Here is a 15,754-nt window from a genome sequence, read left to right as displayed (position 1 = left end):
CGCATCTTCAGCGGATCGGTTCGAGCAGGATCAATCCGCTGCCCGATCGCCGCGCCGCAAGCCGCCGCCTGGCGCCGCGTTGCGCCGGCGCGGCAACCCGTCAAGGAGACACCCGATGAACCCGTTTCAATTCCGCACCGTGCCGTCGCTGATCGTGGAGTTCGGCGCGGCGCGCCGGCTCGGCGCGCTGCTGCGCGAGCGTTTTCCGGCGCTTGCGCGGCTGTGCGTCGTCACCGATGCGTTCCTGCATCGCAGCGGCGTGCTCGCGCCGGCGCTCGAGAGCCTCGCCGCGCACGGCTGGCAGGTGACCGTGATCGACGACGTGGTTGCCGATCCGCCCGAGCACGTGGTGCTCGAAGCGACCGGGCGGGCGGTCGCGGCCGACGCGGAGATCGTGCTGGGCCTCGGCGGCGGCTCGTCGATGGACGTCGCGAAGCTGCTCGCGGCGCTCGTGCCCGGACAGCAGCCGCTCGCGGAAATGTACGGCGTCGACAAGGTCACGAGCGCGCGGCTGCCGCTCGTGCAGATGCCGACGACGGCCGGCACCGGCTCCGAAGTGACGGCGGTGTCGATCGTGACGGTCGGCGAAGCGCGCAAGATGGGCGTCGTGTCGCCGCATCTGCTGGCCGACGTCGCGATCCTCGACGCCGAGCTGACGCTCGGCCTGCCGCGCGCGGCCACCGCCGCGACCGGCATCGACGCGATGGTCCACGCGATCGAGGCTTATACGTCCGCGCGCCTGAAGAACCCGGTGTCCGACATGCTGGCGCAGCAGGCGCTGACGCTGCTGTCGCGCAACCTGCTGGCGGCCTGCGACGACGGCCATGACCGCCACGCGCGCGAAGCGATGCTGGTGGGCGCGATGTTCGCCGGCCAGGCGTTCGCGAACGCGCCCGTCGCGGCCGTGCACGCGCTCGCGTATCCGGTCGGCGGGATCTTCCATGTGCCGCACGGCCTGTCGAACGCGCTCGTGCTGCCGCACGTGCTGCGCTTCAACGCGCCGGCCGCCGCGCCGCTGTATGCGGAGCTCGCGGCGATCGTCGCGCCGGCCGCTACCGGCAGCGACGAAGCGAAAGCCCGCGCGCTGATCGACGAGATCGACCGGCTGATCGTCGCGACCGGCATTCCGCGCACGCTGCGCGAGGTCGGCGTGACGGAGCGCGATCTGCCGCGGATGGCGGACGAAGCAATGCTGCAGACCCGCCTGCTCGTGAACAATCCGCGCGAGGTGACGGAAGCGGATGCGCTGGAGATCTACCGGCAGGCGTGGTGACGCGGGCCGGCGCGGGCGGCGCTACTTGCCCGCCGCGCTGCCGTCCTGCAGGTCGCTGTCCTTGCAGGTCGGCTCGAATTCGCCGTCGAAGTACTCGTACAGATGCACCAGCAGCTTGCGGTTGCCGACCTTTCTGCCGAGGTAGTGCGTGCCTTCCATCGACGCGCACGTCGAAAACGCGAGCCGCAGGTGTACACGCGCAGCGGCCTGCGGCCCGTCACGCGACGCCGTCCAGCGATTCGTCGCTGCTCGCCGTCGCCGCGGCGCGGTCGCCGGCCGTTCCAAACGCGATCAGCAACGCAGCACCGACCTGCAGCACGGCGGCCAGCATCGCGGCCCGCTTCAGGCCGACCGCGACCCCCGCATGATGGAAGCCGGCCAGCGCGCCGAAGCCCGCGACGCCGAGCGCGCCGCCGACCTGTCGCGCCGCGTTCAGCGCGCCGGTCGCGACGCCCACCCGTTCCGCCGTCACGCTGGTGATCACGGTGACGGTCATCGCGGGAATCGCGAGGCCGATTCCGGCCGGGATCAGCACGAACGGCGCCACCCATGCGGCGACATGCGCGTGCGCGTCGATCACCCCGATCAGGCCGAAGCCGAGCGCGGCGATCGACGCGCCGGCGATCAGCGCCCGCCGTGCGCCGTAGCGCACGACGAACCCGCCGCTCGCAAGATTGGACACGATGAACGTCGCGGTCAGCGGCAAGTAGGCGAGCGCCGCCCGAGACGCCGTGTAGCCCTCGACGCGCTGCAGGAACAGCGTCAGCAGGAACAGCAGCCCGAAGTAGCACGCGTTCGCCAGCGTGCCGAACACGACCGCGCACGTGAAGCGCGGAACGGCGAGCAACGCCGGCGGCAGCACCGGCGCGGCGGCGGTGCGTTCCGCAAACAGGAACAGCAGCCCGGCGATCAGCGCGGCGAGCAGGCCCCACAGCACCCACGCATCGGCGAAGCCGCGTTCGCCGGATGCGATGAGGCTCGCCGTCAGCAGCACGACCGCGGCGATCGCGCAGGCCTGGCCGGACCAGTCGAACGGCCGGTTCGCTTCGGCGCGCGTGTCGTCGGCTGCAAGCGTCGCGATGGCGCCGAGCGCGCAGCACGGCAGGTTGACGAGAAAGATCCCGCGCCATCCGAGCCACGGGATGATCGCGCTGCCGATCAGCGGGCCCGCGGCGAGCGCGACGCCGCCCGCGGTCGTCCAGATCGCGACCGCATGCGCGCGCCGGCGCGGCGCGTCCGAGAACGCGTGATTGACGAGCATCAGCGACGGCGGCACCAGCAACGACGCGCTCACGCCCTGCAGGCCGCGCGCGACGATCAGCATCGCGGCCGAACCGGCCTGGCTGCATGCAAGCGAAGCGAGCGCGAACGACGCCAGCCCGCCGAGATACGCGCGCTTCGCGCCGAACCGCGCGCCGAGCGCGCCGGCCGGCAGCAGGAAGCTCGCGAACATCAGCGCATAGCCGTCGACGACCCATTGCAGAGTCGCAAGGCCATCTGCATGTGCGAACGGCAGGCCGGGCAGCGCGACGTTGACGATGGTCACGTCCATTTGCACGAGGAAAAAGCCGAAACAGGCGGCGATCAGCGTCAGCAAGGTTGTGCGATTCATGGTGTGGTTCACGTCGATCGTGTCACGGGCGCCGGCAACCGGAATTTCGACAGCTGGGCGGTCGCGATCGCGCGTTTGTCGCGGCCGACCTCCTTCCATGCGTCGCAGCGCGAGAAGATCAGGTTGCGCCCGTCGCGAACGACCGTCGCCTCCAGCGTGATCCACGCGCCGAGCGGCGCACCGGACAGCAGCATGCAGTTGAAGCTGCTGGTCAGCGCGTACTCGCCGTCGGCGAGGAGCGGCAGCGTCGCCAGCATGCTGACGACGTCGAACATCGAATACAGCACGCCGCCGTGCAGCGTGTCGCCGAGATTGCCGATCCGCTCGACCACCTGCATCCTGCATCGGCAGAAGCCCGGCGCTTGCCGCACGAGTTCCAGCCCGCAATAGCGCTGATAGTCGTGCTCGAGCAGCCTGGCCGACCACACGCGCGCCTGCGCGTCGCCGATGCCGCCGTTCGTTTCGTCGTCTCGCATTCAATCGTCTCCTGTCAGGGGTGCACACCCGGCGGCGCGGCCATCGCGTCTTCATGCAACGCGACGGGTGAGCACGCGAGCGCGCTGAAGCGCTCCGCAATCCGCCCGATGTGCTCGGCGGTCACGGTGTCTGGCGCGTTGAAGTAGTACGCGCGGGTCATGTCGTTCATCACCTCGATCAGCGCTTGCGACCGTGCTGCGACCTGTCGCTCGTACAGCATCAGCGCGGCGTGCGTGCTGGCCGCCCGCGCGCCGGCCAGCGCCTGCGCGAGCAGGAAGCCGTTCTCCAGCCCGAGCGTGAAGCCGTAGCCGAGCGTCGGCAGCATCGCGTGAATGCTGTCGCCGAGCAGCACCGCGCCGCCACGGTGCCACGGCCCCGCGGCGCTCAGCGTGTGCAGCGGCTGCGTGTTGATCGCCGCGTCGGCGGTGGCGGCGATCATCTCCCGCACTGCGTCCGGCAGCGTCCGGAAGCGATTCAGCAGGCCGTTGCGGTCGAGCAGCGGGCCGTCACCGACCTGATACGCGGCGAACCAGTAGCGGATCGATTCGGCGTCGTCCACGCAGTAGGTGACGACGCGCGCGTAATCGGCCATGAAGATCTGGCAGCGATCGGCGGAGAAGCGCGGCGAATCGAACCGGACGATCCCCCGGCTCGCCGCGAGACCGACGTAGACCGGACGGTTGTGCGGGCACACATGGCGCCGCACGACGGAATGCAGCCCGTCCGTGCCGATCACCAGATCGAAGCGCTGCCGCGCGCCGGACACGAACGTCAGCGCGACTTGCCCGTCGATCTCGTCGACGCGTTCGCAGGGCGCGTCGAAGCGGATCGCGTCGCGGCCGAGCGCCGCGCCGAGCATCCGGTGCAGGTCCGCGCGCAGGAACATCATCGCGGGCACCGTGGCATCGGCATCGGCGATGCGCACGTGCTGGCGATTGATGACGCGGCCGCTGCGGTCATGCGTGTCGAGGAAGTCGATCGGATGCCCGCAGCGGCGAAGCGCGGCCTCAGGCAGCAGGCGGCGCAGCACGCGCACGCCTTGCGGCCAGAGGTAGATTCCCGTGCCCGCGTCGCGCGGCGCCGGACCTCGCTCGAACAGCGTGCAGTCGAAGCCCGCGCGGCGCAGCAGCAGCGCGGCCGCGAGGCCGTTCAGCCCCGCGCCGACGATCGCGATCCTCATGGCCACTCGACCGCGTGCGCGGCGTGCTCGACGCGCTGCGTCAGCCGGAAGCGCTTTTGCAGCAGGCACAGGCTCGTCATCTCCATCAGCATCGGGTCCAGCAGGTCGCGCTCGGCGCCCGGGCGCGACGGCAACTGGCGCAGCAGCCTGCGCACCGCGCCGGGCTCGAAGAACGGCAGCCGCTCCAGGTCCGTGCCGTGCAACGTGTCGAACACGAGCTGGTACAGTGCGCCGTCCGGGTCCAGCGTCGCGGGCGGCGCGCGAAAGTAGTGCTTCTTGCGGCGATAGAGCGCGTCCGGCAGATAGGGACGCGCGGCCTCGCGGAACACGTGCTTCTCGGTCGCGCCGCGGATCTTCATCCACACGGGCAGCCGGTTCACGCGTTCGGCGAGCAGGTGGTCGAGAAACGGCACGCGGCCCTCGACGCCGTGCGCCATCTCCATCCGGTCGCCGAGCGTCGCCAGCACGAAGTTCGGCAGGAACGATTTCGACCACAGGTACATCGATCGATGCACGGGGTCGCGTCCGTCGAGTTGCCGGTGATCGAGGCCGTCGTAGAACTGGCGGTACGGCTCGAGGCCCTTCATGCGGGCGCCGAACGCATCGCGGTACAGCGCCTCGAGCGCGGCGAACCAGCCCGACTGGTTGTCCACCCACGACACGCCGTGCCCGAGCTGCCGGCTCATCCAGACCGTGTCCGCGGGTATCCCGGCGCGCGCATAACCCTGCTCGCTGCCTTGCAGCTTCGCAAGCAGTTCGGCGACGACGGCGCCGTCCTGGTGATCGGCGTTGTACATCAGCATGTCGCGGCGGAAATGCGGATAGCCGCCGAAGATCTCGTCGGCGCCTTCGCCCGTCAGCACCACCTTCAGGTGATGGGCGGCGGTGCGCCGGCTCAGCAGGAACTTCGCGACGCCGTGCGCATTGAAGAACGGCGTCTCGTTGTGCCACAGCGCCTGCTCGAAATGATCGGCCAGCACCTGCTGCGTGATCTCCACCACGTGCAGGCGGGCGTCATTGTGCGCGGCCGCCAGGTTCGCGAATTCGCGCTCGTCGTAACCCTTCATGCCGGGGAACGTCAGGTGAAACGCATCGAGCGTGCGGCCCGACAGCGCGGTGGCGATGCCGAGCACCGCGGACGAATCGATGCCGCCGCTCAGGTAGACGCCGAACGGCACGTCGGAGCGTAGCCGCACCGATACCGCGTCCTCGAGCGCGGCGCGCACGTCGTCGACGGCCTGCGTTTCGTCGACGGGGCCAAGACCGGCGGACGGCGGAAACGCGATGTCCCAGTACTGGCCGACGTGGAATCCGCCGCCGTCGATCGTGACCCACGTGCCGGGCTGTACGCTCCTGACGTCGCGGTAAAGGGTGTGGTCGCGCAAATAAAACGACCGGCTCGCATACGCGTATTCGTCCCACTCGGCGGCAACGCCCGCCGCGAACAGCGCCTTGACCTCGGACGCGAAATACCAGTTGCCGCGATGGTGCGCGTAGTAGAGCGGCTTGATGCCGAAGCGGTCGCGCACCGCCAGCAGGCGCCGTCGCGCGTGGTCGTACAGCAGGATCGCGAATTCGCCGCGCAGCCGCTCGATGCCGCGGATGCCGTAGCGGTCGTACAGGTGCAGCACGATCTCGCTGTCGGAGTCTGTCGTGAACCGCGCGCCTGCCGCGACCAGCTCGGCGCGAATTTGTTCGAACCCGTAGAACTCGCCGTTCACGACGGCGACGAGGCGGCCGTCGCCAGCGACGATCGGCTGCGCGCCGTTGGCCGGACCCATCACGCTCAGGCGCGTGTGCCCGAGCGCGACCGACTGGTCCGGCGCGAGCCAGAATCCGGACGCATCCGGCCCGCGATGCCGCAGCGACTGGATCGCGTCGCCGAGCCGGGTCGGCACCACGCGATCATCCCGATCCTGGAATATCCCGACGATTCCGCACATGGGTCGTTTTCCTTGGTTGGCAGCCGGAGGCCGGACGCGATTCCGGCGAGGTTCACAGCGCGCGAGCGGTGATCTCCAGCAGGATTTCCCGCGTGCCGCCGCCGATCGACAGCAGCCGCGCATCGCGCCACGCGCGCTCGATCGGCGACGGCGCGATGCAGCCTTGCGCGGCGTGCAGCTGCAGCGCGTCGTCGGCCATGCCGTTCAGCGCGTCGACCGCGACGTTCTTCGCGATCGCGGCCGTCACGGCGTCGAGCGCGCCGTCGGCGTGGCGGTCGACCGCGTGCTGCACGGTCAGGCGTGCGGCGGTGGCCTTCGCATGGCGATCCGCGAGACGGTGCCGCACGGCCGACCGGTCGAACAGCGGCTTGCCCGCGACCGTGCGCGACTTGCAATGCCGCACCGTCAAGCCGAGCAGCCAGTCCGTGCTGGCCGTCGCGAGCACCGCGAGATTGAGCCGTTCCTGCTTGAGCATCTCGCCGAGCAGCGCTCGCGCGGGGCGCTCCGGCGCGATGCGCGTCGCGCGAACGCCGCGCAGGCGCACCTCGGCGAGCGGCAGGCTGCGCCAGCCGACACAGTCGAGCGGCGCGGTCTCGACGCCGTCCGCGCGGCACTCCACCATGAACAGCGCGAGCTCGCCGTCGAGGCGCGCGGAGACGATCAGCCAGTCGGCGCGCGCGCCGTTGCAGATGTAGGTCTTGGTGCCCGACAGGCGATAGCCGGACCCGTCGCGCACGGCGACGCTGTCGATGCCGTTGAGATCCGAGCCGGCCTGCGGTTCGGTGAGCGCGAGCGCCGCGCTCCGCCGGCCGGCGAGCATCGCGGGCACCCGTTCCTCGGCCGAGCCGGCGAGCGCCATCAGGCTGACCGTATGCGTGAACAGGCCCACGACGACGCCGTGCGCGCCGCATTCGGCCAGCACCCGTATCAGCGCGGCCAGCCGTCGCGGATCGCGCGGGATCGAATCCGCCGGATAGCCGAGGGACAGCAGGCCCGCGTCGCCCGCTCGCGCGAGCAGCGCCAGCGGATAGGCGCCGTCCCGTTCCCACGCATCGACGTACGGCGCGATCTCGACCGACATGAATTCGCGCACGCGTGTTTCGAAGGTCTCCTGCATCGTATGCCCCGGTTCGTATCCGGCATTGAACGCGACGCCTGTCGCGAAGCGGTTGCCGGGCAGGGCGGCAAGCCCTGCGCTGTCCGAAGATTAGCGATGCTTTTCGATGCAGGAGAACTGTCAATGTATGCAACAGGTTTTGCTTGCGCGTCGAATCGCGAAGCTCATATAACTTCTGCAACCGCAGCACGGTTGATTCATTCCCCCACATCGAGAGAGGTGAAGCAGATGTTCGACATTCGCAGAGCCGGCGATCGCGGCAACGCCAATCAAGGCTGGATCAATTCCTTCTTCAGCTTTTCGTTCGAGGAGTACTACCACGACCCGGAACACACGAACTTCGGCGCGCTGAAGGCGCTGAACGAGGACTTCATTTCCCCGGGCCGCGGCTTCGACATGCACAGTCACGACAACACCGAGATCGTCACGTACATGCTGCAAGGGGAGCTCACGCAGGACGATGCCGACGGCCGGCACAGCGTGATCGACGGCGGCTACGTGCAACGCATCAGCGCGGGGGCCGGCGTCAGCCATTGCGGCATCAATCAGCTGGCGGAGCCCTGCCATCTGCTGCAGATCTGGCTGACGCCGAACGTGCGCGATGCGCAGCCGCGCTGCGAGGAGCGGGTCTTCACGCGCGAGGAGAAGGATGGCAAGTGGTGCCTGCTCGTGTCTCCGGACGGCAGCGACGGGTCGCTGTCGATCTACCAGGACGCGCGGATCTACGCGGGCCTGTTCGGCGTCGGGAGGTCGGCGACCTATCGCGTGGCGCCGGGCCGCATCGCGTATTTCCACGTCGCGCGCGGCAGCGTCGTGCTCGATGGGCAAGCGCTCCAGCCCGGCGACGCGGCGCGGATCGTTCAGCCGGGCGAGCTGAGCGTGACCGGCGGCGACGACGGGGAGGTGATACTCATCGATCTGCCGGCCGAACAGCACACGCACTGAACGGCCTCGCAGGTCGTCAGGAAAACCAATAAAAAAGCAGGAAGTATCAGGAGGATGTCGCGGTCGCTGCCGACAGGTTCGTCACGACCGCGACGGATGGCGGCGCTTGCCGCGCGCCGTCAGCGCGCGTTCGCGACCGTCACCTTGGCCGGAATCAGTTTCAGCGTGCTGAACGCATTGGCGATGTTCTGCTGGTACGCGAGCGTCGCATCCGTGATCGGCTGGACGCCGTAACCCGCGCGCTTGAGCGCGACTTCGAGCGTCGGCGCGTCGAGGCCGACGAGCGGCGACAGCTGCGCGGCGACGTCCGGCACGTGGTCGCGTGCCCAGCGATCGACCGCGTCCACTTCGTCGAGCAGCGCGCGCAGCACCTGCGGTTGCGCGGCCGCGTACTTGCGCGCGGCGAGATAGTACTGCGTGTTGCGCACGAGCCCTTCGCCGTTCGCGATCGCGCGCGCGTTCAGCTGCCGCTCGGCGGCGGCCAGGTACGGATCCCAGATCACCCACGCGTCGACGTTGCGCTGCACGAATGCCGCGCGCGCATCCGCGGGCGTCAGGTAGATCGGCTGGATGTCGGCATACGCGAGGCCCGCGTGCTCGAGCGCCTTCACGAGCAGGTAGTGGACGTTCGAGCCTTTGTTGAGCGCGACCTTCCTGCCGCGCAGTTGCGCGATCGAGCGGATCGGCGAATCGGGCAGCACGACGATCGCTTCGCCGCGCGGCGCGGGCGGTTCGCTGCCGATGTAGACGAAGTCGACGCCCGCGGCCTGCGCGAAGATCGGCGGCGTTTCGCCGACCGTGCCGACGTCGATCGCGCCGGCGTTCAGCCCTTCGAGCAGTTGCGGCCCGGCGGGAAACTCGAGCCATTCGACCGCGACGCCCTGGCTCGCGAGCCGCTTTTCCAGCGTGCCGCGCGCCTTCAGCACGACGAGATTGCCGTATTTCTGGAAGCCGATCCGCAGCCGCGCGCCGTTGCCTTGCGCATAGGCGGGCGCACCGGCGAGCGGCGCGAGCGCGAGACTGGCCAGCCCGGCGGCGGCGCCGTGCAGCAGCCGGCGGCGGCGCGAATCGGCGGGGGCGGTGTCGATCGGGGTGTGACGTTGGCTCATCGGACGGCCTCGGGGCAGGGAAGCGGAATCGCGGCGGGGTGACGATGCACACCACGCCGGACGGACCCACGACCTTACGTCGACAGGCGGGCCGCGCCAACCAATCTTTGCGCATATCGAAAGCAGCGAATCGGCGAACGCGCCGGCGCGCGCCGACGCTTTCCACCGCGATAAGCAATGGCGAATTAATTGGTAAGTGATTCGCGACGCGCGCGCGAAGATGAAGCGCAGTCCATTGCGCTTTCTCTCACCGTCATCGCCATCATGAAGACTCCTTTCGTTCCGTCCGTCGCGCGTCGTCTCCGGATCAGCCTGTTCGCCGGCGCGCTGTTCGCGCTCGCGGCGCCGCACGCGAACGCCGCACCGGCCGGCGGCAAGACGCTCGTGTACTGCTCCGAAGGCAGCCCGGCCGGCTTCGATCCGGGCCAGCACACGACGAGCACCGACTTCGACGCGAGCACGTTCACGATCTACAACGCGCTCGTGCAGTTCAAGCGCGGCACGCTCGATCCCGAGCCGGCGCTCGCGACGAGCTGGGATGTGTCGCCCGACCGGCGCGTCTACACGTTCCACCTGCGGCGCGGCGTGAAATTCCAGACCACCGCGTGGTTCAAGCCGACCCGGCCGTTCCAGGCCGACGACGTCGTGTTCACGTTCCGCCGGATGCTCGATCCGGACGATCCGTTCCGCAAGGCGTATCCGACGAGTTTTCCGTACTTCAGCGATCTCGGCTTCGACCGCAACATCGAGCGCATCGACAAGGTCGACGACGACACGGTGCGCTTCGTGCTGAAGACGCCCGACGTGATCTTCGTGCGCAATCTCGCGATGGCCTTTGCGTCGATCCTGTCGGCCGAGTACGCGTCGCAGCTCGCGGCGCGCCATCGCGAGGCGGACATCAACCAGCTGCCGGTCGGCACGGGGCCGTTCCAGTTGCGGGCCTACCAGAAGGACGCGGTGATCCGCTACGACGCGAACCCCGACTACTGGAAGCCGGACGACGTGAAGCTCGCGCATCTGGTGTTCGCGATCACGCCCGATCCCGCGACGCGGCTGCGCAAGCTCGCGGGCGGCGAATGCCAGGTGTCGGTGTTTCCGCGGCCCGCGGATCTCGACACGGTGAAGCGCGATCCGAAGCTCACGCTGTTCTCGGGGATGGGCTTCAACGTCGGCTTCGTCGCGTACAACACGCAGCATGCGCCGCTCGACCGCGTCGACGTGCGGCGCGCGCTCGACATGGCGATCGACAAGGCCGCGATCATCAGGACCGTCTTCGGCGGTGACGCGAAGATCGCGACCAACCCGATGCCGCCCGCGCAATGGTCGTACAACCCGCGGCTGAAGGATGCGCCGCGCGACCTCGCGGCGGCGAAGGCGCTGCTGGCGCGCGCGGGCTTTCCGAACGGCTTCGAGCTGACGCTGTGGGCGATGCCGGTGCAGCGCCCGTACAACCCGAACGCGCAGTTGATGGCGCAGCTGATCCAGCAGGACTGGGCGAAGCTCGGCGTGCGCGCGAAGATCGTCAGCTACGAATGGGGCGAATACAACCGGCGCTCGAAGCTCGAAGGGCAGCACGACGCGATCCTGTACGGCTGGTCGGGCGACAACGGCGACCCGGACAACTGGCTGGGCGCGCTGCTCGGCTGCGACGCCGTGCACGGCAGCAACCTGTCGAAGTGGTGCAACGCGGATTTCGACCGGCTGATCGACCAGGCGCGCACGCACGCCGACGTCGCGCGTCGCACGGCGCTGTACGAGCAGGCGCAGGTCGTGTTCAAGGACCAGGTGCCGTTCACGCCGATCTCGCATTCGATCGTGTCGCTGCCGGTGTCGACACGCGTGCACGGCCTCGCGTTCTCGCCGCTGGGCGGACACCGGTTCGACGGCGTGTGGCTCGATTGACGCGGACGGGCGATCGGCCGCGCTTGCCTTTTCGCCGGGCCTTTTCGCCGGAAAAGGCAGCAAAACTCGCAGGAAAAATCCATCTGGATTCGTCGTTTTTACCGAGTCGCGCGAGCGCGTCGGTAATAAATCGACGTCGATGCGCGAGCTGGAAAATGCAATGAAAATCGACGCGCTGCTTGCAGGCGGTGAACAGCCGATTCGCCCGCGAACGGGCGAGCACGCGCCCGATCAATGATCCGGAATTCCGTTGCTGCGCGAGAAACAATTGCGGCGAAATGATAAATGGTTTGATTGTTGCGGGGTGCTATCCATAAATACACTCCGACGCCAAATAATTTGAATTCGTCCGGAAAATTGTCTATACCCAAGACGAATCAAGGTCGTCGGCAAGGTGCCTGCCGGCGGCGCAGCGATCGAGTCGACTCCGCGGATGCTAGCGGCCCGATGTGAAGGCCGCCGGGGTCACGCAACGCCATGACGTTCAACGGTCGATCACCGACCCCCTTGCAAGGAGGTTGTCATGCTGCAATACGTCAAGTCCCTGCTGCGCGACGAACGCGGTGTCAGCTCAATGGAATACGCGGTGCTTGCCGGCATCGTCGTGGTCGCGCTCGCAGCGGTCGGCGCGATCCTCAGCAGCACATCCGGCGGTCTGCCGAGCATCTTCTCGGCGCTGATCTCGAAGGTGACGGGCCTGATCTGATCCTTTGATCCCTTGATCCCTTGATCCCTTGATCCCTTGATCCCTTGATCCCTTGATCCCGCGCCGCCGACGCACGTACGGATCCGCAGCGGTCGAACGTATCCCGACCGGAGGCGCGCTGACGGACGGTGCCGTTCATGCTCTATCTCGTGCAGTGGGTGGCCACGGCCGTGCTGGCGTTGCTCGCGGTGCAGGATCTGCGCGCGCGGCGCCTGTCCAATCGCGCGGTGCTGGCGTTCGCGACGCTGTACTTCGTCGCGGCGGCGCTGGTGCGCGACGGGTTCGCGCCGGTGGCAGGCCATGTCGCGACCGGCGCGGCGATGCTGCTGCTGTTCGGCGGGTTTCGCCACGCGGGCTGGATCGGCGGCGGCGACGTCAAGCTGGCGGCCGCCGTGTTCCTGTGGGCCGGCCCGGCGCTGGCCGGCCCGGTGCTGACGATCGTCGGCGCGGGCGGTCTCGCGTGTGGCGTCGCGGCGCTCGCGACCGTCGCGCGGCAGCGGCGCACCGCACCCGCGCGTCCCGTCGCGACGCGCGGCGTGCCGTACGGCGTCCCGCTCGCGCTGGGCGGCGCGCTGTCGATCTGGGCGGCGTTTGCGCACGCCGCCACGCTCACCTAGCCGGGGGACGCACGCCGCCATGCCCAAACCCCTGAGAATGGCCGCGCTGATCATTGCCGCCGGCATCGGCGCGTTCATCCTGCGCGAGCTGTACGTCGCCGCGTCGACCACCAAGGCGCCCGCGGAGTCCGCGGAGGCGCGCGTGCGCGTCGCGGCCGCCGACCTGCCGGAAGGGCTGCTGTTGCGCGACAACGACCTCGCGTGGAAGCGCGTCCCGCATGCGCAGGTGCCGCCGGGCGCGTTCGTCGAGTCGCAGCCCGGCGCGGACCTGAAGGGCGCGCTGCTGCGCAACCGCGTGAGCGCGGGCGCGCCGATACGCGCGGACAACGTGATTGCGGCCGGCGCGCCGGATTTTCTCGCGGCCGCGCTGAAGCCGGGCATGCGCGCGATCTCGGTGCCGGTCGACGACGTGTCGGGCAACGCGGGCCTGATCCAGCCGGGCGATTTCGTCGACGTGCTGCTGACCCAGCAGCTCGGCGGCACGACGGCCGAGCCCGGCGCGTACGAGGCGGAGACGGTCGTGCGGCGCGCGCGCGTGCTCGCGGTCGGCTCGGAATTCCAGCGCGCGAAGGGGCCCGCCAGCGGGGCGGACGCGACCGTCCACGCGCGCACGGTCACGCTCGAGGTCGCGCCGCGCACCGCGCAGGTCGTGCTGGTCGCGACGCGTCTCGGGTCGCTGTCGCTCGCGCTGCGCAGCTTCGCGACGAGCGACCGGCGGCAGCCGGCGGGCGGCGACGAGCAGGAGCCCGACTCGCCGCCGGTGTGGGCCGGCGACGTGTCGCGCGCGTTCCGCGACGCGACGCGCGCGCCGGCCGCCGCGCCGGATGCCGGCGCGCGGCTGCCCCGGCAGAACAATACGGTGGTGATCTACCGCGGCTCGACGGTCGACGACGGGGCGCGCGGCGGCGGCATCGGCCTGGCCGGCGTGCCGCCGCTGCCGTCCGGGTTGCCGGGCCTGCCCGGCGCGTCGAACGCCGGCAACCTCGCCGCGCAGGCGCCGCAGCCGCCGGGGACGACCCCGCAGTGACGGATCGGACCGGCCGCGCGGCGGCCGGCATTTGGGCATTTGACGAGAAAACGCATGGTGCGCATGGTTCGTTGGATCGCTCTCTGGTGCATGGCCTGCGTCGCTGCGCCCGGCGTCGCGTTCGCGCAGCGCGCGAGCGCGCCGGATGCCGGCGCGCCGCTGACGCTCGCGGCCGGCAAGGGCGACCTGCTGTCGCTGCCCGAGCCCGCGACCACGATGTTCGTCGCCGATCCGTCCATCGCCGACATCCAGGTGCCGTCGCCGCGCACCGTGTTCGTGTTCGGCAAGAAGGCCGGCACGACGACGCTGATCGCGCTCGGCGCGAACCACCGGCCGATCCTGCGCAGGACCGTGATCGTGCAGGCCGATACGCCGTCGCTGCAGCGCGTGCTCGACGGCCGGTTTCCGCAATGGCAGCTCAAGGTGTCCGGCGCGCCCGGCTCGCTGATGGTGTCGGGCAAGGTGCCGAGCGGGGCCGACGCCGACGCCGTGATGCAGTCGCTCGCGCCGTACCTGCAGGACAAGGAAAAGCTCGTCAACCGGCTCACGCTGTCGCGCCCGATCCAGGTCAACCTGCGCGTCAGGGTGACCGAGGTGAGCCGCAACATCACGCAGCAGCTCGGCATCAACTGGAGCGGGCTAGGCGGCTCCGGCAACTTCATCGGCGGGCTGTTCAACGGGCGCACGCTGTTCGACCCGACCACGAGCCTGTTCAACCTGTCGCCGACGGGCGCGTTCTCGGTGCTCGGCGGGTTCCGCGCGGGGCGCTGGTCGATCGACGTCGTGCTCGACGCGCTCGACCAGGAAGGGCTGATCACGATGCTCGCCGAGCCGAACCTGACCGCGATGTCGGGCGAGACCGCGAGCTTCCTCGCCGGCGGCGAGATTCCGATCCCGGTCGCGCAAAGCGGCACCACGACCGGCGCGATCACGGTCGAGTACAAGCCGTTCGGCGTGTCGCTCGACTTCACGCCGACCGTGCTCGCCGAGAACCGGATCAGCCTGAAGGTGCGGCCGGAGGTCAGCGAGATCGATCCGACCAACAGCGTGACGACCGGCGGCGTCAAGGTGCCGGCGCTGAGCGTGCGGCGCGTCGAGACGACGGTCGAGCTGTCGAGCGGGCAGAGCTTCGCGATCGGCGGGCTGCTGCAGAGCCAGACGAGCGACGTCGTGTCGCAGATCCCCGGGCTCGGCCGGCTGCCGGTGCTCGGCCGGCTGTTCTCGTCGAAGAACTTCCAGGACAACAAGACCGAGGTCGTCGTGATCGTCACGCCGTACATCGTGCAGCCGGCCGGGCCCGGCCAGCTCGAGCAGGCGATCGATACCGTCGCGCGGCCGAGCAGCGACCTGGAGTTCGCGGTGCAGCGCAACCTCGGGCTCGACCTGCTGTCGGGCGACACGCCGCGTCTGGTCGGCGCCGCGGGCTTCGTCTACTGACGTCGGGAGGACGCACATGCGAATTCGAACGACCGTCTCCGCGCTGATCGTGCTGGCGCCCCTGGCGCTCGCGGGCTGCCTGTCGGCGCCGCCGCCGCTGAGCCTGCCCGATACGACCGCGATCGGCTTCGACGGGGCGCGCGCGGTGCCGCCCGACTGCATGAAGCTGATGCAGCCGTCGCACCTCGTCGATGCGGGGTTCGGGCGCGCGGGCGTGCCGTTCGGCTGCGCGACCTATCGCAACCTCGCGGCGATGCTCGCGCGGCCCGAGGACCTCGTCGCGCCGGTGCCGTACGGGGGCGCCGACGCGGAAGCGGCGGCCGGCGCGGTGCGCCGCTACGTCGAGGATCGCGTCAAGCAGCCGGCGCCGGGCAAGACGCTGACGACGACCGGCTCGCCCGGACGCTGA

Annotated in this window: 15 protein-coding genes; 8 read left to right on the top strand and 7 right to left on the bottom strand. The window is 69.7% G+C overall.

Annotation, left to right across the window (positions count from 1 at the left end):
• The first annotated feature begins 115 nt into the window (after positions 1 to 115).
• A complete protein-coding gene (locus tag ACFIMZ_RS29315; RefSeq protein ID WP_431822963.1) occupies positions 116 to 1,273 on the top strand; it encodes an iron-containing alcohol dehydrogenase in 1,158 nt (385 codons plus the stop codon).
• A gap of 21 nt (positions 1,274 to 1,294) precedes the next feature.
• Here the strand turns inward: ACFIMZ_RS29315 and ACFIMZ_RS29310 are convergent, their stop codons facing one another.
• From ACFIMZ_RS29310 to ACFIMZ_RS29285, 6 genes are read right to left on the bottom strand one after another with little or no spacing between them, the layout of a single operon-like run.
• Positions 1,295 to 1,432, bottom strand: coding sequence for a hypothetical protein (locus tag ACFIMZ_RS29310; protein ID WP_431822962.1), 138 nt, complete (start codon positions 1,430 to 1,432; stop codon positions 1,295 to 1,297).
• A gap of 58 nt (positions 1,433 to 1,490) precedes the next feature.
• On the bottom strand, positions 1,491 to 2,885 hold the full coding sequence (locus ACFIMZ_RS29305) for an MFS transporter (protein ID WP_431822961.1): 1,395 nt from the start codon (positions 2,883 to 2,885) through the stop codon (positions 1,491 to 1,493).
• An 8-nt stretch (positions 2,886 to 2,893) separates the two neighbouring features.
• Complete coding sequence (locus tag ACFIMZ_RS29300) at positions 2,894 to 3,361, bottom strand: PaaI family thioesterase (protein WP_431822960.1); 468 nt, start codon at positions 3,359 to 3,361, stop codon at positions 2,894 to 2,896.
• A 14-nt stretch (positions 3,362 to 3,375) separates the two neighbouring features.
• Positions 3,376 to 4,542, bottom strand: a complete 1,167-nt coding sequence (locus tag ACFIMZ_RS29295) for an FAD-dependent monooxygenase (RefSeq protein WP_431822959.1) — start codon at positions 4,540 to 4,542, stop codon at positions 3,376 to 3,378.
• Entirely contained in the window at positions 4,539 to 6,485 is a 1,947-nt protein-coding gene (gene asnB / locus ACFIMZ_RS29290; RefSeq protein ID WP_431822958.1) for an asparagine synthase (glutamine-hydrolyzing), read from the bottom strand. The genes ACFIMZ_RS29295 and asnB overlap by 4 nt, the downstream gene beginning before the upstream one ends.
• 52 nt (positions 6,486 to 6,537) lie before the next feature.
• Positions 6,538 to 7,602 carry an acyl-CoA dehydrogenase family protein gene (locus ACFIMZ_RS29285; RefSeq protein ID WP_431822957.1) on the bottom strand — a complete coding sequence of 355 codons (1,065 nt, stop codon included), beginning with the start codon at positions 7,600 to 7,602 and terminating at the stop codon, positions 6,538 to 6,540.
• Positions 7,603 to 7,830: 228 nt separating this feature from the next.
• Here ACFIMZ_RS29285 and ACFIMZ_RS29280 point away from each other — a divergent pair, with 228 nt between their 5' ends.
• Positions 7,831 to 8,547 carry a pirin family protein gene (locus ACFIMZ_RS29280; RefSeq protein WP_431822956.1) on the top strand — a complete coding sequence of 239 codons (717 nt, stop codon included), beginning with the start codon at positions 7,831 to 7,833 and terminating at the stop codon, positions 8,545 to 8,547.
• 119 nt (positions 8,548 to 8,666) lie between these two features.
• Here the strand turns inward: ACFIMZ_RS29280 and ACFIMZ_RS29275 are convergent, their stop codons facing one another.
• Positions 8,667 to 9,656: a sulfonate ABC transporter substrate-binding protein gene (locus tag ACFIMZ_RS29275; RefSeq protein ID WP_431822955.1), complete on the bottom strand. Its 990-nt coding sequence runs from the start codon at positions 9,654 to 9,656 to the stop codon at positions 8,667 to 8,669.
• A gap of 264 nt (positions 9,657 to 9,920) precedes the next feature.
• On the opposite strand from ACFIMZ_RS29275, the gene ACFIMZ_RS29270 reads away from it, so the two are divergent.
• The 6 genes from ACFIMZ_RS29270 (at position 9,921) to ACFIMZ_RS29245 (ending at position 15,754) form a co-directional block, all read left to right on the top strand.
• Complete coding sequence (locus ACFIMZ_RS29270; protein ID WP_431822954.1) at positions 9,921 to 11,558, top strand: ABC transporter substrate-binding protein; 1,638 nt, start codon at positions 9,921 to 9,923, stop codon at positions 11,556 to 11,558.
• Between the two features lie 523 nt (positions 11,559 to 12,081).
• Entirely contained in the window at positions 12,082 to 12,264 is a 183-nt protein-coding gene (locus ACFIMZ_RS29265; protein WP_431822953.1) for a Flp family type IVb pilin, read from the top strand.
• Between the two features lie 137 nt (positions 12,265 to 12,401).
• Positions 12,402 to 12,881: an A24 family peptidase gene (locus ACFIMZ_RS29260; RefSeq protein ID WP_431822952.1), complete on the top strand. Its 480-nt coding sequence runs from the start codon at positions 12,402 to 12,404 to the stop codon at positions 12,879 to 12,881.
• Between the two features lie 19 nt (positions 12,882 to 12,900).
• Positions 12,901 to 13,908 carry a Flp pilus assembly protein CpaB gene (gene cpaB, locus ACFIMZ_RS29255; protein ID WP_431822951.1) on the top strand — a complete coding sequence of 336 codons (1,008 nt, stop codon included), beginning with the start codon at positions 12,901 to 12,903 and terminating at the stop codon, positions 13,906 to 13,908.
• Between the two features lie 54 nt (positions 13,909 to 13,962).
• Positions 13,963 to 15,345 carry a type II and III secretion system protein family protein gene (locus tag ACFIMZ_RS29250; protein ID WP_431822950.1) on the top strand — a complete coding sequence of 461 codons (1,383 nt, stop codon included), beginning with the start codon at positions 13,963 to 13,965 and terminating at the stop codon, positions 15,343 to 15,345.
• Positions 15,346 to 15,361: 16 nt separating this feature from the next.
• Positions 15,362 to 15,754, top strand: coding sequence for a CpaD family pilus assembly lipoprotein (locus ACFIMZ_RS29245; RefSeq protein WP_431822949.1), 393 nt, complete (start codon positions 15,362 to 15,364; stop codon positions 15,752 to 15,754).

The sequence above is a fragment of the Burkholderia sp. F1 genome, from assembly GCF_050813845.1.
Taxonomy (GTDB): domain Bacteria; phylum Pseudomonadota; class Gammaproteobacteria; order Burkholderiales; family Burkholderiaceae; genus Burkholderia; species Burkholderia ubonensis.
Note: the sequence above shows the minus strand (reverse complement) of the source record. Positions and strands in the feature narration are given on the sequence as shown.